A 23269-nucleotide genomic window follows, 5' to 3' on the forward strand; every position below is an offset into this window, starting at 1 on the left:
CAGTCAGCCGCTGCCAGGCCATGATATTGATGAACTTTAGCCGGCCTTCGCCACGCCCCTGCCGGCAACCGCAGACCTGGACTCTTGATGCAGCATACCTCCCCTAGCGCTCCCCTCCTCGACACCAACGCCCTGGGACTGCAACTGTTCGAAAGCAGTCCCGATTGCCTGAAGCTGCTCAGCAATGACGGCCATATCGTGGCGATGAACCGGAACGGCATCTGCGCCATGGAAATCGACGATTTCAAGCGCTTTGCCGGGGCGCTGTGGAAGTCTTTCTGGCCACAGGAAAGCCAGGCGGCGGTCGATGCGGCGCTGGCGCTGGCGCGGGCGGGCGGCATCGGCCAATTCAAGGCCTACTGCCCGACCGCCGCGGGCACCCCACGCTGGTGGGAAGTCATGGTCACCGCGGTGCACGCCGAAGACGGCCAGCTGCAACATCTGCTGGCGGTCTCGCGCGACGTGACTGCGGCGCATGAGACCGGCGTCGAGCGCGAACGGCTGCTCAAGGAGGTGCAGGCCACCAACGCGCGCATGGCCGACATCTTCAACCAGACACCCGCCTTCATGGCCGTGTTCAGCGGCCCCGACCACGTCATCGAGCTGATCAACGAACGTTACCAGCAACTGGTCGGCAAGCGCGACCCGGTCGGCCAGCCGATACGCCAGGCGCTGCCGGAAGTCGAGGGCCAGGGGTTTTTCGAATTGCTCGATGAGGTCTACCGCACGGGCGAACCGTTCACCGGCACCGACATGCCCGTCATGCTGCAGCGCCAACCGGGTGCGGCGCTGGAGGAACGCTTCATCGACCTGGTCTTCACGGCCCTGCGCGATGCGGACGGCGCCATTACCGGCCTGCTGGTCCATGGCGTCGACCAGACCGAGCGCACGCTCGCCGCGGAAAAGCTGCGCGCCAGCGAAGAACGCTACCGGACCCTGTTCGAGTCGATGGACCAGGGCTTCGCCATCCTAGAGATGATCTTCGACGCTGGGAACAAGCCGGTCGATTACCGTTTCCTCGAGATGAACGGCATGTTCGAGCGCCACACGGGCCTGGCCGACGCCACCGGCAAGACGGCCAGGGAACTGGTGCCGGAACTCGACCGCTTCTGGTTCGATACCTACGGCCGCGTCGCGCTGACCGGCGAAGCGGTCCGCTTCGAGAGCGAAGCGGCCGCGCTCGGACGCTGGTTCGATGTCTACGCCACGCCGATCGGCGGCGCCGGCAGCGGCAGGGTCGCCCTCCTGTTTTCCGACATCACGGCCAGGAAGCGCTCCGACGAGCAGCTGCGCCACCTGGCGGCCGACCTGTCCGAAGCGGACCGGAGAAAAACGGAATTCCTGGCGACGCTGGCGCACGAGCTGCGCAATCCGCTGGCGCCGATTCGCAGCGGCCTGGGTCTCATGCGCCTGTCCGGCGACAATGCCGGCGCGGTGCGCAGAGTGCGCGAGATGATGGAGCGGCAGGTCGGCCACATGGTCCACCTGATCGACGACCTGCTCGACGTGGCCCGCATCAGCGGCGGCAAGCTCGAACTCAAGCGCGAGCGGGCGGGCCTGGCCAGGATCCTCTCGAGTGCGGTGGAAACGAGCATGCCGCTGATCGAGGCGGCGCGGCACCGCCTGAACGTGGCGCTTCCCGACCAGGAACTGGTGGTCGATGCGGACGTCACCCGGATCGCCCAGGTGGTGGCGAACCTGCTCAACAACGCCGCCAAGTACACCCCCGCCGGCGGACGCATCGACCTGTCGCTGCGCGACGACGGGGAATTTGCCGTCGTGACCGTGTCCGATACCGGGGTCGGCATCCCGGCCGATTCCTTGATCAGCGTGTTCGACATGTTCAAGCAGGTCGAGCGCCACGTGGAACGTGCCCAGGGCGGCCTCGGCATCGGGCTGTCGCTGGTGCGGCGCCTGGTCGAGATGCACGGCGGTTCGGTGACGGCGGCCAGTGCCGGCGCCGGCAAGGGCAGCACCTTCGAAGTCAGGCTGCCGCTGGCCGCCAGTGGCGCCACGCAGGCGCCTGCCGCCCAAGCGGGAGACGCCGGCGCGGCAGCCGGCCCGTGCCCGGGCTTACGGGTGCTGGTGGTCGACGACAACGTGGATGCGGCCTTGACCCTCTCGATGATCCTCGAGGCCAGCGGACACACGACGCGGGTGGCGCACGACGGCGTGGCGGCCCTGCAGGCGGCCGTTGAATTCATGCCGCAGGTCGCCTTCCTCGATATCGGCATGCCCGGGCTGAACGGGTATGAAACCGCCAGCGCCATGCGCATCAAACCGGGACTGGAAAGCATCACCCTGGTCGCGCTGACCGGATGGGGGACCGACAGCGACCGCCTGCGCTCGAGCGATGCGGGTTTCGATCACCACCTGACGAAACCGGCGCAATTGGGCGCGGTGCAGGATCTGCTGGCGCGCCTGGCGCACGCGTGATATCAGGCGCGGCGCCGGCCCACTAAACCGGCCTCGACCCGATTGCGTCCGTTTCTCTTGGCCTCGTACAGCGCGTGGTCGGCGCGCGCGAGTGCGGTGGCTAAATCTTCCTCGGGGCCGATCAGGACCACGCCGACGCTGACCGTCATCGTATAACTGTTGCCGCAGGTGAGCAGGCGGGTGTCGAGCACGCCCTGGCGCAGGCGCTCGGCGGCGTGCATTGCGCCGCCGAGGTCGGTGCCCGGCAGCGCCAGCGCGAACTCTTCTCCGCCCAGGCGGCCCAGGATGTCGTGCTCGCGCAGCGAATCCATGCAGGTCGCGGAAAATTTGACGAGCGCCTCGTCGCCCGTCGCATGGCCGAAGCGGTCGTTGAGCTGCTTGAAATGGTCGATGTCGAGCATCAGGACGGTAATCGGCTGGCGCAGGCGCAGCGCGAGGAGGCGCGCCGCCTCGGCGCGGGCGAAGAAGGCGCGGCGGTTCAGCAGGCCGGTCAGGTCGTCGGTCGTGGCCAGGCGCTCCATGCGCGCATCGTCGCGCTGCTTGCTCATCAGGATGAAACCGCAGCCGTTCACGATCAGCAGCAGGTAGCCGGCGATATACGCCATCGCTTCGCCCCATTGCGGAACGGAATGGCCGGCAAGCACAATCACCGCCCAGACCGCCAGGGTGGCGCCGGCGCCCATGTCGGTGGCGCCGATCAGGCGTTGCAGGGCGGTCGCGCCGGGCAGGCGCGGATGCATCAGGATCGCGCCTGTCGTGAATGACCCGAGACCCATCGCCAGCGATACATAGACGATCAGCTGCAGGTGCGGCAAGCCGTTCAGGGAGGCGGCGCAGGCCAGCAGCAGGTAGAGCGCCGAGACCGGCACCAGGTAGCGCCGCAACTGGGGATAGCCGAAGAACATGGCATAGGCCGCCGCCTCGAGCATCAGGCCGGCGATCCAGCCCGCCGATTCCGCGATCGCCAGCACCGGCAAGCCCGTGGCCGGACGCACCACTGCCAGCAGCTGGGTCGCGCCGAAGGCCATGCGCGCCCACATCCATACCTTCAGGCCAGGGGTCGCGCCGGTGCTGCGCAAATAAGGCACCATCAGCAGGGCAAACGCAATGTTGCCGATGCCGACTGCCAGCATGTAAAGGTGATGATCGATCACTGCAAAATTCCTTGTGGGCGAGCTGTGGCCCGCAAGTGGCGCAGGCTTATTTCGGCAATCGCCAGAGCGATCGAAATCTTATTCAACAGCTAACAACTGTTTCCCAAAGGAATTATCTTACACGGTTTCGTCAAATACCTTCATACACTTCATTGCTTTAGTGGGTGTGCTCGGTAATCGATGCAGCGCGACGGTGCAAGGCCGACAATGTTACGTCGCCAGTGAGCAACAAGTCTCCGCAAATAAAAAAACCGGCCCCTGCATTGCTGCAGGAGCCGGCCTTTTTGCCGATCTTGAGGATGGCAGACTCTATTTGCGCGGACCCTTGGGCTTGGTCTTGATGGTCGCCAGGATCGACGGCCGCGCCCGCTCGGGTGCAGCAGGCGCCGCACGGCCGCCGGCCACTGCCCGTTCCGGCTTGCGCTTCGCATTGGCGGCGATCTGGTGCGCCTGCACCGGGAGCTGCGGCATGCCGCCTTGTCGCTTGCGGTCGCCCGCCACGGCCGTGCCGGTCTCTTCCGACGGATGCCAGGCCGGCACCAGGTGGCGTTCACCGTTGCCGATGAGGTCACCCCGGCCCATTTTGACCAGGGTTTCGCGCAGGATCGGCCAGTTTTCCGGATGGTGGTAGCGCAGGAACGCCTTGTGGGCTTTGCGCATCTTGCCGCTCCTCGCCGTTTCCACGACTTCCGAATCTTCCGTCACCTTTTTCAGCGGATTTTTCCGGGTATGGTACATCGTCGTCGCCATCGCCATCGGCGTCGGCGTGAAGGTCTGCACCTGGTCGAGTTTAAAATTGTTCTTCTTCAGCCAGAGGGCGAGATTGAGCATGTCCTCGTCGGTACTGCCCGGGTGCGCGGCAATGAAATACGGGATCAGGTACTGCTTCTTGCCGGCCTCGATCGAATACTTGTCGAACATGCGCTTGAATTCGTCGTAAGCGCCGATGCCCGGCTTCATCATTTTTGACAAGGTGCCCTGCTCCGTGTGTTCCGGCGCGATCTTCAGCAGGCCACCCACGTGGTGCGTCACCAGTTCCTTCACGTATTCGGGCGAGCGCACGGCCAGGTCGTAGCGCAGGCCGGAACCGATCAGGATTTTTTTGACGCCCGGAATCGCGCGCGCCTTGCGGTACAGCTGGATCAGCTTGCTGTGGTCCGTGCCCAGGTTGCTGCAGATGGTCGGATACACGCAGGACAGGCGGCGGCAGGACTCCTCGATGCTCTTTTCCTTGCAGGCGAGGCGGTACATGTTCGCGGTCGGGCCGCCCAGATCCGTGATGGTGCCGGCGAAATTCTTCGTCGTGTCGCGGATCAGCTCGATCTCGCGCAGGATCGACGGCTCCGAGCGGCTCTGGATGATGCGTCCCTCGTGCTCGGTGATCGAGCAGAAGGTGCAGCCGCCGAAGCAGCCACGCATGATGTTGACCGAATAGCGGATCATTTCCCAGGCCGGGATGTGGGCCTTGCCGTAGCTCGGGTGCGGATTGCGCGCATACGGCAGGTCGTAGACGTTGTCCATCTCGTCCATCGCCAGCGGCAAGGGTGGCGCGTTCAGCCAGACGTCGCGGTCGCCGTGCGACTGGACGAGGGCGCGCGCATTGCCCGGGTTCGATTCGAGGTGGAACACACGCGAGGCGTGCGCGTACATCACCGGGTCTTCGCTGACGGTTTCAAAACTCGGCAGGCGCACCACGGTCTTCATTGCTTTTTCGCGCGCCGCTGCTTGCCGCTCTTCGCGCGTCATGATGATGACGGGCTTCACGACCGGTTCCGGCTGCGCGTTCTCGGTGGCGCAGGCTTTGACGTCTTCCTGGGCCATCGCGTACGGGTTCGGGTGCGTGTCGACCCGGCCCGGCACGTCCACGCGGGTGGAGTTATGGACCGACCATTCGGCGTCCGGCAGCCAGCCCGGTTGTACCAGGAAAGCGGTGCCGCGGATGTCGCGGATCTCCTTGATGCTCTCGCCTGCCGCGATGCGGCGCGTGACGTCGACCAATGCGCGTTCGGCATTCCCGAAGATCAGCAGGTCCGCCTTCGATTCGAACAGCACCGAACGGCGCACTTTATCGGACCAGTAATCGTAGTGGGCGATGCGGCGCAGCGAGGCCTCGATCGAACCGATCACGACCGGCACACCGGGATAGGCTTCGCGCACGCGCTGGGCGTAGACGGTCACCGCGCGGTCGGGCCGTTTATTCGGCTCGGCGTTCGGGGTATAGGCGTCGTCGGAACGGATTTTACGGTCGGCCGTGTAGCGGTTGACCATCGAGTCCATGTTGCCGGCGGTGATGCCCCAATATAAATTCGGCTTGCCCAGTGCGCGGAAGGGTTCCGCGGAATGCCAGTCCGGCTGGCTGATGATGCCGACCCGGTAGCCCTGCGCTTCCAGCAGGCGCCCGACCAGCGCCATGCCGAAGCTCGGATGGTCGATGTAGGCGTCGCCGGTGACGAGGATCACGTCGCACGAATCCCAGCCCAGCGCATCCATTTCGGCGCGGGTCATCGGGAGGAAAGGCGCGGCAGGTGCGCGGCTGGAGCGTTTTGGGACGCTTGCGAAGAGATTGGTTGGGGAGTTCATTGGCCGGTATTCTACCGGAAAACCGGTTGTCCGGCTGCTCCCCTCCCTGAAAATGGCTTATCTATCAATGACTTGTGGTTGAGATCCCACCTTAAATGCCCATGCTCGACAGGATATTCCCGAGCTCGCGCAGCGTGGCTGCCACATTCGGGTGGCGCGCGGTGAAACGGGCACTCAGTTCCTGGGTGCGCGAGCCGAGGCCATAGGTGTTGGTATCGAGGTCGGCCTCGGCGCGGCGTTCGAGCACCTGCTTGATGTCGCCGTCGAGCTGGCGCAGCAGCATTTGCAGCTCTTCGTCGACCTCGTCCGTTTCGGCGAGGCTGCGGTGCAGCGTTTTTAAATGCGCCTTCAGGTTCGAATCGTTCTCGTTCAGCATGTCGTTCTCGCTAGTTGGTGAAGCGGGTTTCGAGGTACAAGGCCTCGACCTGCTCGCGCGCCCAGGGGGTGCGGCGCAAAAACTTCAGGCTCGACTTGATGCTCGGGTCTTTCTGGAAACAGTTGATGTCGATCCGGCGGCCGAGTCCCTCCCAGCCATAGTGCTCGACGAGGCGGGTTAACAGGGATTCTAAGGTAATACCGTTCAAGGATTGAACACTCATCGCTGGGGTGGTCTTTATCGTGGTTGGATTCAAGGGATTTATACACCACGTCGGGTGTGCACGGGCACGAAAAACGCGTGGGCTCGAGAGCCCACCCTACGATGCACAACGGCCACTGGCTGTCGCGTAACGTAGGGTGGGCTCTCGAGCCCACGCGTATCGGACTTTTGAGCATTCGCGACGGTGACAAACGACTGCCACCTTCAACGAACCATCACTGCCCGGTCAAGCCACGACGCTCCAGCAGCGGCTGCACTTGCGCATCACGCCCGCTGAAATTGCGGTACATCTGCATCGCGTCCATCGTACCGCCGCGCGACAGCAGGGTCTTGCGGAAGTGGTCGCCGTTCTTGCGGGTCAGGCCGCCGTGTTCCTTGAACCAGTTGACGGTATCGGCGTCCAGCTTCTCGGCCCACAGGTAGCCGTAGTAGCCGGCCGAGTAACCGCCCGAGAAGGTGTGCGAGAAATAGGTGGTGCGGTAGCGCGGCGGCACCAGGGCAAAGTCGACGCCCGCCTTTTTCAGGGCCTCGGCCTCGAAGGCCAGCACGTCGGTCGGGATCTGGTTCGGCGACAGCTGGTGCCATGCCTGGTCCAGCAGCGACGCGGCCAGGTACTCGGTGGTGCGGAAGCCTTCGTTGAACTGCTGCGACGCCTGCACCTTCTCCAGTAGTTCCTTCGGCATCGGCGCGCCGGTCTGGTAGTGCTTGGCATAATTGGCCAGCACTTCCGGATACGCCATCCACATCTCGTTCACCTGCGACGGGAACTCGACGTAGTCGCGCGGCACGCGCGTCAGGCGTGGGTATTTCACGTCCGAGAACATGCTGTGCAGCGCGTGGCCGAACTCGTGGAAGGTCGTGCGCACTTCGTCGTAGGTCAGCAGGGTCGGTTCGCCCGCGGCCGGCTTGGGGATGTTCAGGTTGTTGGCGATCACCGGCCGGGTACCCAGCAGTTTGCTCTGCGCGACCCAGGCGTTGGCCCAGGCCCCGCCACGCTTGGTCGAGCGCGCGTACGGGTCGAGGGTGAAGATCGCGAGCTGCTTGCCGTCGGCGTCGAACACGTCGAAGGTCCGCACGTCGGCGTCGTAGGTCGGCAGGTCCTTGCGTTCCTTGAAGCTGATGCCGAATTCCTTGTTGGCGGCGAAGAACACGCCGTCCTGCAGCACGCGGTTCAGCTCAAAATAGGGGCGCAGTTGCGAGGCGTCGAAGGCGTAGCGCTGCTGGCGCACCTTGTCGCTGTAGAAGGCCCAGTCATGGGCCGCGGCCTGGAAGCCGCCCTTCTCGGCATCGATCACCTTCTGGATTTCAAGCGCTTCCTTCTTCGCGTTGTTCACCGCCGGCTTGGCGAATTCGGCCAGCAGGCTGTTGACGGCGCCGGTGGTCTTCGCGGTCTGCTCTTCCAGGTTGTAGGCCGCGTAGTTCGGGTAGCCCAGCAGCGCGGCGCGTTCCGCGCGCAGCTTCGCGATCTTGAGGACGACGTCGCGGTTGTCGAATTCGCCGCCGCGCGAACCGCGTGCCAGCGAGGCCGCCAGCAGCTTTTCGCGGGTGGCGCGGTTGGTCAGCACCGACAGGCCGGCCTGCTGGGTAGTATTCACGACCGGGATCGCGAACTTGCCGTCCATGCCGCGCTTTTTCGCTTCCGCAGCGGCCACGGCGATCTGCTTGTCCGACATGCCGGCCAGTTCGTCGGCGCTGTCGACGACCAGCGCCGAAGCATTCGCTTCCTTCAGCACGTTCTGCGCAAACTGGGTCGACAGCGCGGCCAGCTCGCCGTTCATGGTCTTGAGTTTCTGCTTGTCGGCGCTGGACAACTTGGCGCCGGCGCGCACGAAATCGGTGTGGTAGCGCTCGACCAGGTACTGCGACTCGGCGTCCAGGCCCAGCCTGGTGCGCTTGTCGTACAGCGCCTTGACGCGCGCATACAGTTTCGGGTTCAGGCGGATCGCATCGCTGTGGGCCGACAGCTTCGGCGCCAGTTCCTTGTCGAGGGCGATCAGGGTGTCGTTGGTGTACGAGCCGGTCAGGGTGTTGAAGGCGCTGCCGACGCGGTTCAGCAGCCGGCCCGAACGCTCCATCGCGACGATGGTGTTATCAAAAGTCGGCGCCGCCTTGTTGTTGGCGATCGCTTCGATTTCGGCGGCCTGCTGGCGCATGCCTTCGGCGTAGGCGGGTGCGAAGTGTTCGTTCTTGATCTTGTCCCAGGCCGGGTAGTTGAACGGCAGGGTGCTCTGTTTCGCGAAGGGGTTCGATGCGTCCAGCAGGGAGGCCGGCTCGGCATAGGCGAGGTTGGCCACGGCGGCAGTGGCGGCGACGAGCAGGATGTGATGACGATTCATTGTGTCTCTATCTTGTGGTGGTAGTGCGGTGAAAATTCGATGGCAACGCGGTGCGTACGTCCGCGTGGGCACAAGTGCCCACCCTACGGTGCACTACCGTCCGTTGAACTGGCCAGGGACGGTGGTGCACCGTAGGGTGGGCTCTCCGAGCCCACGCGGAACGACGATCATCAATTCCCGGTCAGCCCGCGGCGCTCGAGCAGCGGCTCGATGATCGGATCGCGCCCGCGGAAATCGCGGAACAGGTTCATCGCCTCGGTGGTCCCGCCGCGCGAGAGCAGGGTCTTGCGGAAATGATCGCCGTTCTTGCGCGACAAGCCGCCGTTTTCCTTGAACCACTCGACGGTGTCGGCATCGAGCTTTTCGCTCCACAGGTAGGCGTAATAGCCGGCCGAGTAGCCGCCGTTCATCGAGTGCGAAAAATACGTCGTGCGGTAGCGCGGCGGTACCGGGGCGAAGTCGACGCCGGCATCCTTCAATGCGCTCGCTTCGAAGGCCAGCACATCGGTCGGGATCTGCGCCGGGGTCAGCTGGTGCCAGCGCTGGTCGAGCAGGGACGCGGCCAGGTATTCGCTGGTAATGAAGCCCTGGTTAAACTTCTTCGACGCGACGACCTTGTCCAGCAGCGCCTTCGGCATCGCCTCGCCGGTCTTGTAGTGCTTCGCGTAGTTCGACAGGACTTCGGGCCAGATCGCCCACATCTCGTTGACCTGGGACGGATACTCGACGAAGTCGCGCGGCACGTTCGTGCCCGAGAAGTGCGGGTACTTCACGTTCGAGAACATGCCGTGCAGCGCGTGGCCGAACTCGTGGAAGGCGGTGCGCACTTCGTCGTAGGTCATCAGGGTCGGCTCGCCGGCTGGCGGCTTCGGGATGTTCAGGTGGTTCGCGACCACCGGGTGCTTGCCCAGCAAATGCGACTGCGACACGTATTCGTTCATCCAGGCGCCGCCCTGCTTGTTGGCGCGGGCGTAGGGGTCGAAGATGAAGATCGCCAGCTGCTTGCCGTCGGCGTCCATCACGTCGAAGGTGCGCACGTCGGGGTCGTAGACCGGCAGGTCCTTGCGTTCCTTGAACGACAGGCCGAATTCCTTGTTCGCCGCAAAAAACACGCCGTTGGTCAGCACGTTGTTCAGCTCAAAGTAGGGGCGCAGCTGGTTCTCGTCGAAGTTGTACTGGGCAGCGCGCACTTTATCCGTGTAGAAGGCCCAGTCGTGGGCGGCGATCTGGAAACCACCTTTTTCGGCATCGACGATCTTCTGCATCGCCGCCGCTTCCTTCTTCGCGTTGCCGATCGCCGGCTTGGCCAGTTCGGCCAGCAGCTTGTTCACGGCGGCCGGGTTCTGCGCCGTTTCCAGTTCCTGCGAATAGGCCGCGTAGTTCGGGTAGCCGAGCAGGGTCGCGCGTTCGGCGCGCAGTTTGACCAGTTTCAGCACCACGTCGCGCGTGTCGAACTCGCCGCCGCGCGAACCGCGCGCCATCGAGGCGGCCTGCAGGCGCTCGCGTACCGCGCGGTTGGTCAAATGGGCCAGTGGCGCCTGGATCGTCGTGTTGGCGATAGTCAGCACGTACTTGCCGTCCAGGCCGCGCTTCTTCGCCTCGGCGGCGGCGGCCGTGATTTCGGCGTCGGACAGGCCGGCCAGCTCGTCGCGCGTGTTCAGCACCAGGGCCGAGGCATTCGCTTCCTTCAGCACGCGCTGCGAGAATTCCGATTGCAGCGAGGCGATCTGGCCGTTATAGGCTTTCAGTTTTTCCTTGTCGGCGGCGGACAACTTCGCGCCGGCGCGCACGAATTCCTTGTAGTAGCGCTCGAGCAGGAACTTCGCTTCCGCATCCAGGCCCAGCTTCTCGCGCCTGGCATGCAGGGTCTCGACGCGCTTGAACAGCTTCGGGTTCAGGTAGATCGCATCGTTGTGGGCAGCCAGCTTCGGCGACATCTCGCGGTCGACGGCGTCCAGGCGGTCGTTCGTGTTGGCGGTCTGCAGGTTCGAGAACACGGCCGACACGCGCGCCAGCATCTGGCCCGAGCGTTCCATGGCGACGATGGTGTTCTCGAACGTCGGCGCCTTCGGATTGTTGGCAATGCCTGCTATTTCCCGCAGCTGCTCGCGCATGCCGGCGGCGTAGGCCGGCAGGAAGTGTTCGTCCTTGATCTTGTCGAAGGCCGGGTAGTTGAACGGCAGCGCGCTCGGCTTGGCGAAGGGGTTCGACGCGTCAAGGACGGTCCCGGATCCAGTGGGGGCTGCGAAGGCTGCGCCGGCGAAAGCCAGGCTGGCTGCGATGATGAGCATTTGTGGGCGTTTCATGGTCTCTCTCACGAACTCGAAAGGGCTGCCCGCGGGATCGCCGCCGACAGGTGCGCGGAGGATCATAGCAGGGTTTATTGCCGTATCGTCACAGTGAAACAAAGCGCATACAAAGATGTATAGACAAGACAGCGGCAGTCCACTTCATCCCGTGTAAATTGCTTGGAAGATAACATTCCGGCTAAGATGGTGGCCTTGCCGCCAGATCGGCAGAGCCCCATCCCAACCGGAGCGCGAATTGAAACAGCTTGTCTTTGGATTTGCCCTGCTGGCCGCAGCCGGCGCCGCATCGGCACAAACCCCGGTGCCGTACACGCTCGAGAATACCGAGGTGCGCGAGCTGCACGCACGCAAGCTCAAACGCGATTACCAGGTTTTCGTGGCGCTGCCCGATTCCTACCAGGGCAGCACGCGCAGCTATCCGGTGGTGTTCGTCACCGACGCCAACTACGCCTTCCCGATCGCACGCAACATCACGCAGCGCTTGACGAAACATGCGGGCATGGAAGAGACGATCGTCGTCGGCCTGTCGTATGCGAAGGGAGACACGGGCGTCTACAGCCGCCGCCGCGACTACACGCCGACCGTGCCGCGCAAGCACGACTACCGCTCCGACATGCCCGGCCGGAACGTCGCGCTCGGTGAAGCGCCGGCCTATGCCCGTTTTATTGCCGACGAGGTGATCCCGCTGATCGCGAAACACTACCGCGCCGACATGAAGCGCAAGTTTTTCGTGGGCCATTCCTACGGCAGCCTGCTCGGCCTGCAGATCCTGTTCAGTGAACCGCGCATGTTCGAGCATTACATCCTCGGCAGTCCATCGCTGTGGTACGACGGCGGCGTGATGTTCGACCGGCTCGAAACCTACGGCGAGCGCCACCGCGATTTGCCGGCGAACGTCTTCTTCGGCATCGGCGCCCTGGAACGGCTGGCGCCGGGCAAGAAGCGTTCGCGCGACGAAGACAATGCCGACATGGTGGCCGACCTGCGCGACTTCGACAGCGCGTTAAAAGCGCACCGTTATCCGGGCCTGCACACGCAAGTCAAAGTGTTTGCGGAGGAGGACCACGCGAGCGTATTCCCGCTGGTGCTGACGCATGGGCTGCGGGCGGTGCTGCCATCGAAGAAGTGAGGTTTGACGAGGCGTGCTAGGATCACGCCTTCCCCCCGCCTCTTCTCCCATGCCTCCAGCCTTGCGTTCCTCGTATGATGCGATCGTCGTCGGCAGCGGTCCGGGCGGCGCCGGCACGGCGCGCGAACTGGCGCGGCGCGGCATGCGGGTGCTGGTGCTGGAACTGGGCGGCGCCGCCCCCTTGACAGGCACCGTGGGCCAGATGGCGTCGATGGCGGCCGTGCCCGGCAAGGGCGCCTATATCCACCGCGACGCCTCGCTGCTGGTGGCCGGCATTACGCTCGGCGGCAGCTCGGCCATCAACTTCGCGACGGCCGCGCCGCCGCCTGCCGCCATGTTCGAACGCCATGGCATCGATCTCGCACCGGCGCTGGCCGCATTACGGGCCGAACTGCCGCTGGCTCCCCTGCCCGATCGGCTGGTCGGCCCGATGGCCGCGCGCATGATGACGGCCGCGCGCGCTTTGTCTCTCGACTGGCACAAGCTCGACAAGATGATCCGTCCTGAAACCTGCCGCAGCGGCTGCTGGCGCTGCGTCTACGGCTGCCCGTTCGGCGCAAAATGGACGGCGCGCGATTTTATCGACGAGGCCTGTCGCCATGGCGCGCAGCTGTCCGAACGGACGCGCGCGCTGCGGGTGCTGGTCGAGAACGGGCGCGCGGCCGGCGTCGAAATCGAGCGCGACGGCAAGCTCAGCACCGTCAGCGCCCCGGTCGTCGTGCTGGCCGGCGGCGGCCTGGGTAGCCCGCGCCTGCTGCATGCCTCCGGCCTGGGGCCGAAATACGTTCCCTTCTTCAGCGACCCGGTGGTGGCGGTGATGGGGACCGTGGACGACATCGACGGCGGCGCCGAGGTGCCGATGGCGGGCGGCCTGCATCTGCATGAGGAAGGGGTTGCGCTGGCCGACCTGACGCTGCCGCAACCGATGTATGCGGCCTTTGCGCTGCAGGTCGGCCGTGTCGACCGTGTATTCGCACACCGCCGCACCCTGTCGATGATGGTCAAGATCCGCGACGAGATCGGCGGCCAGGTTGGCCCGCGCTGGGCCGATAAAACGCTGCAGGAATCAGACCGCAAGAAACTGGCGCACGGGGTCGGACTGGCGAAAGCGATCCTGCGCGAGGCGGGCGCGCATCACATTTTTAAAAGCTGGCATTTCGCGGCCCACCCGGGTGGAAGCGTGCGCATCGGGGAAGGCGTCGATGCCGATCTGCAGACGTCCACGCCTGGGCTGTTCGTGTGCGACGCGTCTGTGATTCCCGAGCCATGGGGCTTGCCGCCGACCCTAACTCTGCTGTGTCTCGGCAAACGGCTCGGCGGGTGGCTTGATCGTGGGGTGGCGTCCTGACTCCCCGCCGCGGGGCTGCATCAATCGATCCCGCAAGCGCAGGAATGGCCGCTCCACCATCAGATACAGCAGCGTTGCCACCAGCAGCGCGGCGGCGATGTACACGCCAGACGCGATCACATCCGATCCTCCCGACGCCTCTCCAATACGATCGCGTACGACGTGAAAGACTGCTTTATGGGTCAGGTACAAGCTGAACGCAATCCTCGCCAGGAACATTGACCCCGGCACCCTCATCCGCCCGAGCCAGCCGCGTTCCGTGGCCGCCGCAACCAGCATGCCGCCAAAGCTGAGCGCCACCAGCGGAAACACGACCACGGCGCCCCAGAAGCTCGCCAGATCGACACGCGTCGCCGCTACCAGGCCCGCGAGACCAAGCGCCAGAAAAACAGCGCTGCGCCGCGTGGCCCACGCCCACCACGACGGACGGAACACCTGCACCGCCGCCAGCGTCACGCCGGCCAGCAATCCGTCCAGGCGCGCATAAGTCGGGTTGTAGATCAGCGCGACAAAGCGCGCGACATAACCGCCCTCGCCGAGATGAGGCGCGACGCCGGATTGCCAGAGCGCGCCACGCAGCAGCATGCCGCCGACAAGGACCGCCAGCGCGACGGCGGCCGTGCGGCGCATGCCCGGATACCGCGCCAGCAGCCACACGACGGGCGGCAGCAGCACATAAAAATGCTCTTCCACGCAGAGGGACCAGGCATGCGAGAACGCCAGCCGGTCAGCGTCCGGCACCAGGTTGACCGTAAAACTCAGGAACTGCCAGAGCGGGCGCAGGCCGGGGCTTTCGCGTACGGCCGGTACGGCGGCGTAGATGGCCAGCACTGCCAAATAGGCGGGCAGCACGCGCAAGGCGCGGCGCAGCAGGAAGCCGCGCCAGGAAGGCTGGCCGCCGACGGCAAGGGGCCGCAGCAGCTGGCCGCCGATCAGGTAGCCGCTCAGCACGAAGAACAGGTCGACACCCATCCAGCCATGCTCCACCACACGCGGCAAGGCGACGCCATAGCTGGTGAGGTGGTACAGCATCACCCACAGGATGGCCAGCGCGCGCAGCAGATCCAGTCCGCTCTGGCGCGGCCTCATCGGTGATCGGACCGCATCAATAATGCGGCGGCCGTTCGTTCACCGGAGTTTGCCGCCCGATCTCGCGCATGGCCCGTAAATGCTCGGCCAGCTGCTGCACGATGCCCTCGAGCTGGTCGATGCGGCGCGCCTGCTGGTAGACGGTCCCGTTCAACGAGTCGACCAGGTCTTCCATGTGCGCCAGCTTGATTTCGATATCGACAAAACGGTCTTCGTGTTCCACGGCGGTTCCTGGCATTTTTAACGAGCGCGCATTATGACATCAGCTTGCCGGCATCCGGCTTCGGCGTATTCAGCAAGGCTTTCAAACTGGCCAGGCGGTCCTTCGGGCTGATCACCTCCGACTCGAGCGGCACGGCAATGCCCTCGTCGAGCGCCATCTCCTTGATGAAGCGCGAGGGGTCGCAGTGCACCAGCTCACCGGCGCGCTTTCGCTTCTTGCACCAGGTGACCTGCAGCGTGCGCTGGGCGCGCGTGATGCCGACGTACATCAGGCGCCGCTCTTCCTGGATGCGGGCGGCGATCTTTTCGATCGGGTCGTCCGGGTCGCCTTTATGGGGCAGGATCCCCTCTTCCACGCCGACCAGGTAGACGTGCGGATACTCGAGTCCCTTGGAGGCGTGCAGGGTCGACATGCGCACCGCGTCCTGCTCTTCATCGGAGCCTTCGAGCATCGACATCAGCGCCACCATCTGCGTCAGTTCGAGCAGATTCTTTTCTTCGCCGGTGCCGTCGCGCCCGCCGTTGCCGCGCTCCTTCAGCCAGTTGGTGAATTCTATGACGTTCTGCCATTTCGCCTGGGCCGCACGGTCATCGAAGTTCTCGTACAGGTAGTGCTCGTAATTCATCTCTTTCATCATGTCGTCGAGCACCTGGGCGGCGTTTTCTCCGCTGCCCGAGGGTCCCGGACGGCTGGCGCGCGCTTCGAGCTCGTTGATGAAATGGCAGAAGTCGCGCAGCGGGTGTAATTGGCGGTCGGCCAGCTTGCCCTCGATGCCGCCCTTTAAAGCTGCTTCGAACAGCGAGCAGTTCCACTGCTTGGAGAATTCGCCCAGCACCTCCAGGGTCGCCATGCCGACCCCGCGCTTGGGCGTCGTGACGGCGCGAATGAAGGCAGGATCGTCACCCTCGTTCGCGATCAGGCGCAGATAGGCGATGATGTCCTTGATCTCGGCTTTATCAAAAAAGCTCTGGCCGCCGGAAATCGTGTACGGAATGCGTTCCTTGCGCAGCGCCTGCTCGATGATGCGCGCCTGGTGATTGCCGCGGTACAGGATCGCGAAATCCGACCATTTATTCTTGCGCTGGAAATGGTCGGACGAGATCATCATCGCGACCTGGTCGGCTTCCTGCTCGTCGCTCTGCATGCCGAGCACTTTGATGGGCTCGCCCAGGCCGTGTTCCGACCACAGGGACTTCTCAAAAATCTTCGGGTTGTTGCCGATGACGGCATTCGCCGCCTGCAGGATGCGCGTCGTCGAGCGGTAGTTCTGCTCGAGTTTGATCACGCGCAGGTCCGGGAAATCGGTCTGCAGCGTCTTTAAATTTTCGACCGAGGCGCCGCGCCAGGCGTAAATGGCCTGGTCGTCGTCGCCGACGGCGGTGAACATCGGCTTCTTGCCGAGACCCGTTACCAGCAGTTTCACCAGTTCGTACTGGCAGGTATTCGTGTCCTGGTACTCGTCCATCAACAGATAGCGCAGTTTACGTTGCCAGCGGTCGCGGATCGGCTCGTTATTCCGGAACAGTTCCACCGGCAGGCGGATCAGGTCGTCGAAATCGACCGCCTGGTAGGCGGCCAGCGTGGCGACGTAGCTGCGGTAGATGCGTCCGGCTTGCGCTTCGTCCTCGTCCTTCGCGTTGTTGATCGCGTCTTCCGGATCGACCAGGCCGTTCTTCCACAGGGAAATTGAATTCTGGATGCGGCGGATTTCCTGTTTATCGGTCGTCAGGCCGAGGTCGGACACGATCGTGTAGCAGTCATCGCTGTCCATGATCGAAAACCGGTCTTTCAAACCGACGCCGGCCGCTTCCTGGCGCAGGATTTTCACGCCCAGCGAGTGGAAGGTCGACACCGTCAACTGCTTGGCCTGCTTCGGCTGCTTGAGCAGTTTGGCAATGCGCTCCTGCATCTCGAGCGCGGCTTTATTCGTAAACGTCAGTGCGGCGATGGTGCGCGGATCGTAGCCGCGGTCTTCGATCATGTACGCGATCTTTTGCGTGATCACCCGCGTCTTGCCCGAACCGGCGCCGGCCAGCACCAGGCAGGGGCCGTCGAGGTAGAGCACGGCTTCGCTTTGCGGCCCGTTCAGGCCGAACTTTGGTGCATTGGACATGGGAAAAATTCTGGAAGACAGCTGAGCATTGTAGCGACGAACGCGGCGGCGCGTGGCGGAAAGCCGGCGTGAAAAGCCGCATCTGGCGCATCCGGCAACTTTTTTGCACAGATTTGCAACGCCGCTGAATTCCTTGTTGCGCCGGGAAAGTTGAATTTCAAGTGAGCGGACGCATATACGGAAATCCGCTGTCGAACGCGGCCCAAGATCGGCTACCATCGCCCTTTCGGCGCCGCGCGCCACCCACTACGAGCACGAACGATGAAATTCGAACACCTGATTGAAATTAACGACCCACTCAACCCGCTGGTCGACACCATCACGCGCGAACAACTCTGGCGCGGCCTCGTCATCCGCGCCGAAGCGCCGAAGCTGTTCATTCCGCATCTGGACGAGTGCGACATCAGCGATCGCGAATCCGGCAGTTTCAAACGCCGCCTGCGCTATGGCGACCTGGTCGTCGAGGACACGGTCCTGCTGACCCCGCTGCAGGAAGTGCGTTACGAAGTCCCGGCCCAGGGCGAGATCAGCGCCTCCACCCTCGTCATGACGATCGAGGCGCCCACCAATGCGATGCTGTACGTACGTTTTTCCTACGACGACGGCAAGGAAGAGTCGCAGGACCAGGCCAGCAAGATGTACGACGAATTCAAGAAGTCCGCTTACCAGGAAGCCGATATCGACACCGTGCGCATCGTGCGCCAGATGGCCGAGCAGGGGAACCTGGATGCGAGTTATTTGAATTGAATGCAGCGCCGTTTTCGAACGGCGCCGTATTGCATGCGATGTAAGCGCGTCAGGTCCCCGGCTCCGAATCCGCCGCATCCGTGTGATTCGTCGCCTTCGCCAGGTTCGCCGCCAGGTCGCGCAGCGCCGTGCGCACGCCCTCTTCGATCACGGGGTGGTAAAACGGCATGTCCAGCATCTGCGGCACCGTCATGTGCGCCTGCACCGCCCAGGCCAGCAAATGCGCGATGTGCTCGCCGCGCGGCCCGATCATCTCGGCGCCCAGGAAGCGGCAGGAACCATATTCGGCATACACCCGCAGCATCCCCTTGTTCTGCAACATGACGCGGCTGCGGCCCTGGTTCTCGAACGAGACCTGGCCGATCGCGAACTTCGGACGCCCGCCCTCGCACAGCGTTCGATAACTTTTGCCGAGCGTGGCGATGTTCGGCTCGGTGAAGGCAATGCCCAGCATGGCGCGGCGCAGGCCGGGACGCACGTCCGGATAGCGGCCCGCATTCTCGCCGGCGATCTTGCCGTGGTCGGCCGCCTCGGCCAGCAGCGGCAGCTCGTTGTTGGCGTCGCCTGCGATGAAAATATGACTGGTCCCGCACTGCATGGTGCGGCTGTCGAATTCCGGCACGCCGTTCGGCATCAGGGTCAGGCCGGTCTCTTCCAGCCCCAGTCCGTGCACGTTCGGCGTGCGGCCCGTGGCCAGCAGCACGTACTGGAATTGTTCGCTGGTCTCCTTGCCGAGCGCGTCGCGCGTGGTGAGCAGTACTCCCTGCTCGCCTTGCTGTACTGCGCGCACGACTTCGGTCTGGAAGCGCAGGTCGAGTTCCGCACTCAGCGTACGCGTGGCCGCGTGCAGCACTTCCGGGTCGCTCAGCTGGGCGACGCTGCCGCCGCGCGCGAAGATGCTGACTTTTACACCCAGGCGGCTCAGGGCCTGGCCCAGTTCCAGTCCGATCACGCCGGAGCCGATCACCGCCACCGAGGCCGGCAGATCGTCCCAATAAAATACGTCGTCGCTGGTCACGATGCCGGGCCCGACCTCCTTCAGTTGCGGCAGGATCACCGGCGAGGAACCGGTGGCGATCACGATGCGCGCCGCCTCGATCTCGGTGTGCTCGTCGATCTGCAGCGTGTGCGGACCCGTAAAACGGGCATGGCCGCGAATACGGTCGCTTTCCGGAAAACTCTCGACGCTCTCCAGTACGAAGCCGACGAAGCGGTCGCGCTCGCGCCGCACGCGCTCCATCACGGCGCGGCCGTCGATGCGTTTTTCGCCCGGGTGCACGCCGAAGCCGGGCGCGAGGTCGAGCATGTGGGCGGCGTCGGCGGCGGCGATCAGGAGTTTGCTCGGCATGCAGCCGACCCGGGCGCAGGTGGTGCCGTAATGGCCACTCTCGATGACCACCGTGCGCGCCCCTTGCGCGTGCGCGGCGCGATAGGCGGACATGCCGGCGGTGCCGGTGCCGATGACTGCAACGTCGACGTGTAGTTTGTTCATGTTAATCCTTTAGTATCAAGCATGACGATACGCCGTTTCCGCTTTAAATGTCGAGCGGGTCCACTTCCAGCGACCAGCGCACGCGCGTCTTCATCGACCGCAGCAGGGACAGCCACTCCTTCAAGAACGCCTGCAGCGCCGGGCGCGACGGCGACTCGACCAGCAGCTGGGCGCGGTCGACGTTGTGAACGCGCGTCATCGTCATCGGGATCGGGTCGTTGATGGCGACTGCATCGGTCGGCAGGATGTCGCGTGCCTCTTCGAGGAAGGCGATGGCGGTAGCCAGTTCCGGCGCCTCGGCGCGCAGCAGCGCCTGGTACATGTAGGGCGGCAGCGCCGCCTGATGGCGTTCTTCCAGCAGGTTGCCGGCAAAACGGTCGTAGTCGTGGCGCACCACGGCCGCATACAGCGGGTGCTGGGCATAGCGGGTCTGGATCAGCACTTCGGAAGCGAGCCCCGCGCGGCCGGCGCGCCCCGCCACCTGCATCAGCTGGGCGAACAGGCGCTCGCTGGCCCGATAGTCCTGGGAGAACAGCGCCGTATCCGGATTCAGGATGCCGACCAAAGTCAGCTTTTTGAAATCGTGGCCCTTGGCGACCATTTGCGTGCCGATCAGGATGTCGACTTCCCCCCGGTGCACCGTATCGAAGGCTTCCTGGGCGCTGCCCTTTTTTCTCGTCGAATCGGCATCGATGCGCAGGATGCGCGCCTCGGGGAACATGGCGCTCAAACCCTCCTCGAAGCGCTGGGTGCCGCGTCCCAGCGGCTGCAGGTCGACGTTGCCGCAGGTCGGGCAATGTCTCGGGATGCGCAGTTCGAGGCTGCAGTGGTGGCAGCGCAGCCGGTGCTCGGGTTTATGGAGCACCATGAAGGAGGTGCAGCGGGTGCAGTTGCTGATCCAGCCGCAGGCTTCACAGGTGATGACGGGGGCATAGCCGCGCCGGTTCAGGAACAGCAAGGACTGCTCGCCGCGTTCCAGCCTTCCGCGCAGGGCGGCCAGCAGGCCGCTGGTCAGCCCGTCCTTCGGCTTGTCGCGTTCCATGTCGAGCAGGCGCACGGTCGGCAGCACGGCGTCGCGCACGGCGCGCTCGCGCAGTTCCAGCTTGCGGTAGCGGCCGGTGCGGGCGTGGTGCCAGCTTTCCAGCGAAGGCGTGGCCGAACCGAGCACGATCGGAATGCCCAGCTGGTGGGCGCGCCAGACCGCCAGGTCGCGCGCCGAATAGCGCAGCCCTTCCTGCTGTTTGTACGAGGGGTCGTGCTCCTCGTCGATGACGATCAGTTTTAAATTGGGCAGCGAGGCCAGGATCGCCAGCCGCGTGCCGAGCACGATGCGTGCTTGTCCCTGGTGGGCCGCGAGCCAGTGCAGCATGCGCTCGCCTTCCGACAGGCTCGAATGCAGCGTGGCCAGCATCAGGCCGGGGAAGCGGGCGCGGATATTCCCCTCGAGCTGCGGGGTCAGGTTGATCTCGGGGACCAGGATCAGGATCTGCGCCTGCGGGTCGCGCGCCAGTACCTGGGCGCAGGCCTGCAGGTAGACCTCGGTCTTGCCGCTGCCGGTGACGCCGTACAGCAGCAGCGGCGTAAAACCGGCTGCGCCGCCGATGGCGTCGGCCGCTTCCTGCTGGGACGCGTTCAGCGGCGGCATGCCCGTCGGAGCAGGGTCGCCCGGGGGCGCCAGCTTCGCCATTTTTTTCAGGGCGCGATCGAGTGCGACGGTGGTCGACACCCGCAGATTCTTCGGCAGGCCGGGCAGCGCAACTTCGCCCAGCGGGCGCTGGTAGTAATCGGCGGCGAAGCTGGCCAGCGCCAGCCATTGCGGCGACAGTGGGGATAACTGCTCGCGCACGGCGATCGCATTTTTCAGCTTGTCGGGCGGGACTTCGGTCTCCTGCACAACGGCGACGATCAGGCCGACAGCTTCGCGCCGCCCAAAACTGACCAGCGCCAGCTGGCCGACCTGGGGAGTTGCCCCCTCTTCATGCGGCCAGCCGTAGTCGAAGACGCTGTTCAGCGGCGTATCGAGTGCAATCCGAATAATGCAGTGCGCCAATGTCCGACCTTGTATAAAAGCTGTGGAAAACTTTGTGGAGAATGAACTGCTTGACCGGTGGAGAAGTTTACGTTAAGTCAAATGATGTACGGATCAGCCAAAAACAAGTCCAAATAAACCATTTATATTCAAGGACTTGGGATTACCGAAGTAGTCCACAGCAACTCGCTTCCCGCAGTGCAAGAATTGTGTATAACTGCGCTTTTTCTTATCGTAAATCCTTGAACGCTATGAAGATTTAAACAAGACTCTGCGATGCGTCACGTAAGTACTTGTCAACACTCATATTTTTATGGCTGAGTTGAACAGCCTGTGCATAACTTTGTGAACAAGGCCAGGGCAACCGCGATTTCTTTACTGAAAAACTCGCTTCCGAGTGGTTATGTGCGTGGGGATTTAAAGATAAATCCCAGCAATTTCAAACACTTATGATTTCACATCCACATGTCCACATGTCCACAGCTTGCGTTTACGCTGTTTCGCAACATGTGAACAAGTGTGAGAATGCGCTTCGTTTCAGTGCATTCTGCGGGGCGCCGCGCATGTGGCGCCGCACCATTCCGGCTCAGCCAGCCCGCTGGCGGCGGCTGAACGTGTGCACGGCGTCGACCATCGCCGTCACCGATTCCGGCGGGGTGAATTGCGAGATCCCGTGACCGAGGTTGAAGACGTGGCCATGGCCATGCGAGGGCGCGCCGTAGGCCGTCAGCGAGCGCTCGACTTCCGCGCGGATCTGCTCCGGCGACGCAAACAGGATCGCCGGATCGAGATTGCCCTGCAGGGCTACGCGGTCGCCCACGAGCGCGCGGGCGCGGCCCAGGTTCACCGTCCAGTCCAGGCCCAGCGCATCGGCGCCGATATCGGCCATCTCGTCCAGCCAGATGCCGCCGCCTTTGGTGAAGACGACCGCCGGGATGCGCACGCCATCCTTTTCGCGCTGCAGCTGTTCGAGCACGCGCTGCATGTAGCGCAGCGAGAACTCCTGGTAGGCGCCATCGGCCAGCGCACCGCCCCAGGAGTCGAAGATCATCACCGCCTGGGCGCCGGCGTCGATCTGGGCGTTCAGGTACTGGGCGACGGCAGTGGCATTGATCTCGAGGATGCGGTGCATCAGGTCCGGGCGCGCGTACAGCATCTTTTTGATGGTGTGGAATTCGCGCGAGCCCTGGCCCTCGACCATGTAGCAGGCCAGCGTCCACGGGCTGCCCGAGAAGCCGATCAGCGGCACGCGCCCGTTAATTTCGGTACGGATTTGCGTGACGGCCTTGAAGACATAGTCGAGCGATTCCATATCCGGTACGTTCAAGGCCATCACCTCGGCCTCGGTGCGCAGTGGACGCTCGAACTTCGGGCCTTCGCCGTCGGCGAAATACAGGCCCAGGCCCATCGCATCGGGAACCGTCAGGATGTCCGAGAACAGGATCGACGCGTCCAGCGGGTAGCGGTCGAGCGGCTGCAAGGTCACTTCGGTCGCGTAGTCCGGGTTCTTTGCCAGGCCCAGGAACGAACCGGCGCGCGCGCGGGTGGCGCGGTATTCCGGCAGGTAGCGCCCCGCCTGCCGCATCAGCCAGACGGGCGTGTACTCGGTCGGCTGGCGCAGCAGCGCGCGCAGGAAGGTGTCGTTCTTGAGCGGGGCAAATTGTGGCATGGCTGACAATAATGGAC

At 64.0% G+C, this 23269-nt stretch carries 16 protein-coding genes; 4 read left to right on the forward strand and 12 right to left on the reverse strand.

The window, feature by feature from the left end; all coding sequences use genetic code 11:
• Positions 1-87 precede the first annotated feature (87 nt).
• A complete protein-coding gene (locus ACI48I_RS18875) occupies positions 88-2436 on the forward strand; it encodes a PAS domain-containing protein (protein ID WP_498575088.1) in 2349 nt (782 codons plus the stop codon).
• A gap of 2 nt (positions 2437-2438) precedes the next feature.
• Here the strand turns inward: ACI48I_RS18875 and ACI48I_RS18880 are convergent, their stop codons facing one another.
• The 6 genes from ACI48I_RS18880 to ACI48I_RS18905 all read right to left on the reverse strand — a co-directional run bounded on the left by ACI48I_RS18880 (position 2439) and on the right by ACI48I_RS18905 (position 11410).
• Positions 2439-3590 (reverse strand): GGDEF domain-containing protein, encoded by a 1152-nt coding sequence (locus tag ACI48I_RS18880; protein WP_498575089.1) that lies wholly within the window; start codon positions 3588-3590, stop codon positions 2439-2441.
• A gap of 309 nt (positions 3591-3899) precedes the next feature.
• Positions 3900-6170, reverse strand: a complete 2271-nt coding sequence (locus tag ACI48I_RS18885) for a YgiQ family radical SAM protein (RefSeq protein WP_498575090.1) — start codon at positions 6168-6170, stop codon at positions 3900-3902.
• Between the two features lie 91 nt (positions 6171-6261).
• Positions 6262-6546: a DUF4404 family protein gene (locus ACI48I_RS18890; RefSeq protein ID WP_193687651.1), complete on the reverse strand. Its 285-nt coding sequence runs from the start codon at positions 6544-6546 to the stop codon at positions 6262-6264.
• 10 nt (positions 6547-6556) lie between these two features.
• Positions 6557-6769 carry a VF530 family protein gene (locus tag ACI48I_RS18895; protein ID WP_193688855.1) on the reverse strand — a complete coding sequence of 71 codons (213 nt, stop codon included), beginning with the start codon at positions 6767-6769 and terminating at the stop codon, positions 6557-6559.
• Between the two features lie 214 nt (positions 6770-6983).
• Positions 6984-9104: a M3 family metallopeptidase gene (locus tag ACI48I_RS18900; protein WP_498575091.1), complete on the reverse strand. Its 2121-nt coding sequence runs from the start codon at positions 9102-9104 to the stop codon at positions 6984-6986.
• 170 nt (positions 9105-9274) lie between these two features.
• Complete coding sequence (locus ACI48I_RS18905; RefSeq protein ID WP_498575092.1) at positions 9275-11410, reverse strand: M3 family metallopeptidase; 2136 nt, start codon at positions 11408-11410, stop codon at positions 9275-9277.
• 238 nt (positions 11411-11648) lie between these two features.
• Between ACI48I_RS18905 and ACI48I_RS18910 the strand changes: the two genes are divergently transcribed.
• A complete protein-coding gene (locus tag ACI48I_RS18910) occupies positions 11649-12542 on the forward strand; it encodes an alpha/beta hydrolase (protein WP_227496624.1) in 894 nt (297 codons plus the stop codon).
• A 61-nt stretch (positions 12543-12603) separates the two neighbouring features.
• Positions 12604-13890 (forward strand): FAD-dependent oxidoreductase, encoded by a 1287-nt coding sequence (locus ACI48I_RS18915; RefSeq protein ID WP_498575093.1) that lies wholly within the window; start codon positions 12604-12606, stop codon positions 13888-13890.
• Here ACI48I_RS18915 and ACI48I_RS18920 read toward each other — a convergent pair.
• From ACI48I_RS18920 to ACI48I_RS18930, 3 genes are read right to left on the reverse strand one after another with little or no spacing between them, the layout of a single operon-like run.
• Entirely contained in the window at positions 13828-14979 is a 1152-nt protein-coding gene (locus ACI48I_RS18920) for an acyltransferase family protein (protein WP_498575094.1), read from the reverse strand. The two genes, ACI48I_RS18915 and ACI48I_RS18920, sit on opposite strands and share 63 nt — an antisense overlap.
• 16 nt (positions 14980-14995) lie before the next feature.
• The gene (locus ACI48I_RS18925; protein WP_193687655.1) at positions 14996-15202 is read right to left on the reverse strand and encodes a SlyX family protein; all 207 of its coding nucleotides are present in this window, start codon (positions 15200-15202) and stop codon (positions 14996-14998) included.
• A gap of 31 nt (positions 15203-15233) precedes the next feature.
• Positions 15234-17315, reverse strand: a complete 2082-nt coding sequence (locus ACI48I_RS18930) for a UvrD-helicase domain-containing protein (RefSeq protein WP_193687656.1) — start codon at positions 17313-17315, stop codon at positions 15234-15236.
• A gap of 261 nt (positions 17316-17576) precedes the next feature.
• Here ACI48I_RS18930 and ACI48I_RS18935 point away from each other — a divergent pair, with 261 nt between their 5' ends.
• On the forward strand, positions 17577-18062 hold the full coding sequence (locus ACI48I_RS18935; protein ID WP_193687657.1) for an SRPBCC family protein: 486 nt from the start codon (positions 17577-17579) through the stop codon (positions 18060-18062).
• A gap of 49 nt (positions 18063-18111) precedes the next feature.
• Here the strand turns inward: ACI48I_RS18935 and ACI48I_RS18940 are convergent, their stop codons facing one another.
• From ACI48I_RS18940 to hemE, 3 genes are all read right to left on the reverse strand, one after another.
• A complete protein-coding gene (locus ACI48I_RS18940) occupies positions 18112-19554 on the reverse strand; it encodes a dihydrolipoyl dehydrogenase (protein WP_498575095.1) in 1443 nt (480 codons plus the stop codon).
• Positions 19555-19597: 43 nt separating this feature from the next.
• The gene (locus ACI48I_RS18945; protein ID WP_498575096.1) at positions 19598-21604 is read right to left on the reverse strand and encodes a primosomal protein N'; all 2007 of its coding nucleotides are present in this window, start codon (positions 21602-21604) and stop codon (positions 19598-19600) included.
• A 565-nt stretch (positions 21605-22169) separates the two neighbouring features.
• Positions 22170-23252 carry a uroporphyrinogen decarboxylase gene (hemE, locus tag ACI48I_RS18950; protein ID WP_193687660.1) on the reverse strand — a complete coding sequence of 361 codons (1083 nt, stop codon included), beginning with the start codon at positions 23250-23252 and terminating at the stop codon, positions 22170-22172.
• Positions 23253-23269 lie beyond the last annotated feature (17 nt).

Source organism: Massilia sp. LXY-5, from assembly GCF_059801075.1.

What these genes read in the sequence shown, in the direction of transcription:
- ACI48I_RS18875 (WP_498575088.1), top strand. Translation starts at nt 88, where the DNA reads ATGCAGCATACCTCCCCTAGCGCTCCCCTCCTCGACACCAACGCCCTG.
- ACI48I_RS18885 (WP_498575090.1), bottom strand. Translation starts at nt 6,170, where the DNA reads ATGAACTCCCCAACCAATCTCTTCGCAAGCGTCCCAAAACGCTCCAGC.
- ACI48I_RS18890 (WP_193687651.1), bottom strand. Translation starts at nt 6,546, where the DNA reads ATGCTGAACGAGAACGATTCGAACCTGAAGGCGCATTTAAAAACGCTG.
- ACI48I_RS18895 (WP_193688855.1), bottom strand. Translation starts at nt 6,769, where the DNA reads ATGAGTGTTCAATCCTTGAACGGTATTACCTTAGAATCCCTGTTAACC.
- ACI48I_RS18900 (WP_498575091.1), bottom strand. Translation starts at nt 9,104, where the DNA reads ATGAATCGTCATCACATCCTGCTCGTCGCCGCCACTGCCGCCGTGGCC.
- ACI48I_RS18905 (WP_498575092.1), bottom strand. Translation starts at nt 11,410, where the DNA reads ATGAAACGCCCACAAATGCTCATCATCGCAGCCAGCCTGGCTTTCGCC.
- ACI48I_RS18920 (WP_498575094.1), bottom strand. Translation starts at nt 14,979, where the DNA reads ATGAGGCCGCGCCAGAGCGGACTGGATCTGCTGCGCGCGCTGGCCATC.
- ACI48I_RS18930 (WP_193687656.1), bottom strand. Translation starts at nt 17,315, where the DNA reads ATGTCCAATGCACCAAAGTTCGGCCTGAACGGGCCGCAAAGCGAAGCC.
- ACI48I_RS18935 (WP_193687657.1), top strand. Translation starts at nt 17,577, where the DNA reads ATGAAATTCGAACACCTGATTGAAATTAACGACCCACTCAACCCGCTG.
- ACI48I_RS18940 (WP_498575095.1), bottom strand. Translation starts at nt 19,554, where the DNA reads ATGAACAAACTACACGTCGACGTTGCAGTCATCGGCACCGGCACCGCC.
- hemE (WP_193687660.1), bottom strand. Translation starts at nt 23,252, where the DNA reads ATGCCACAATTTGCCCCGCTCAAGAACGACACCTTCCTGCGCGCGCTG.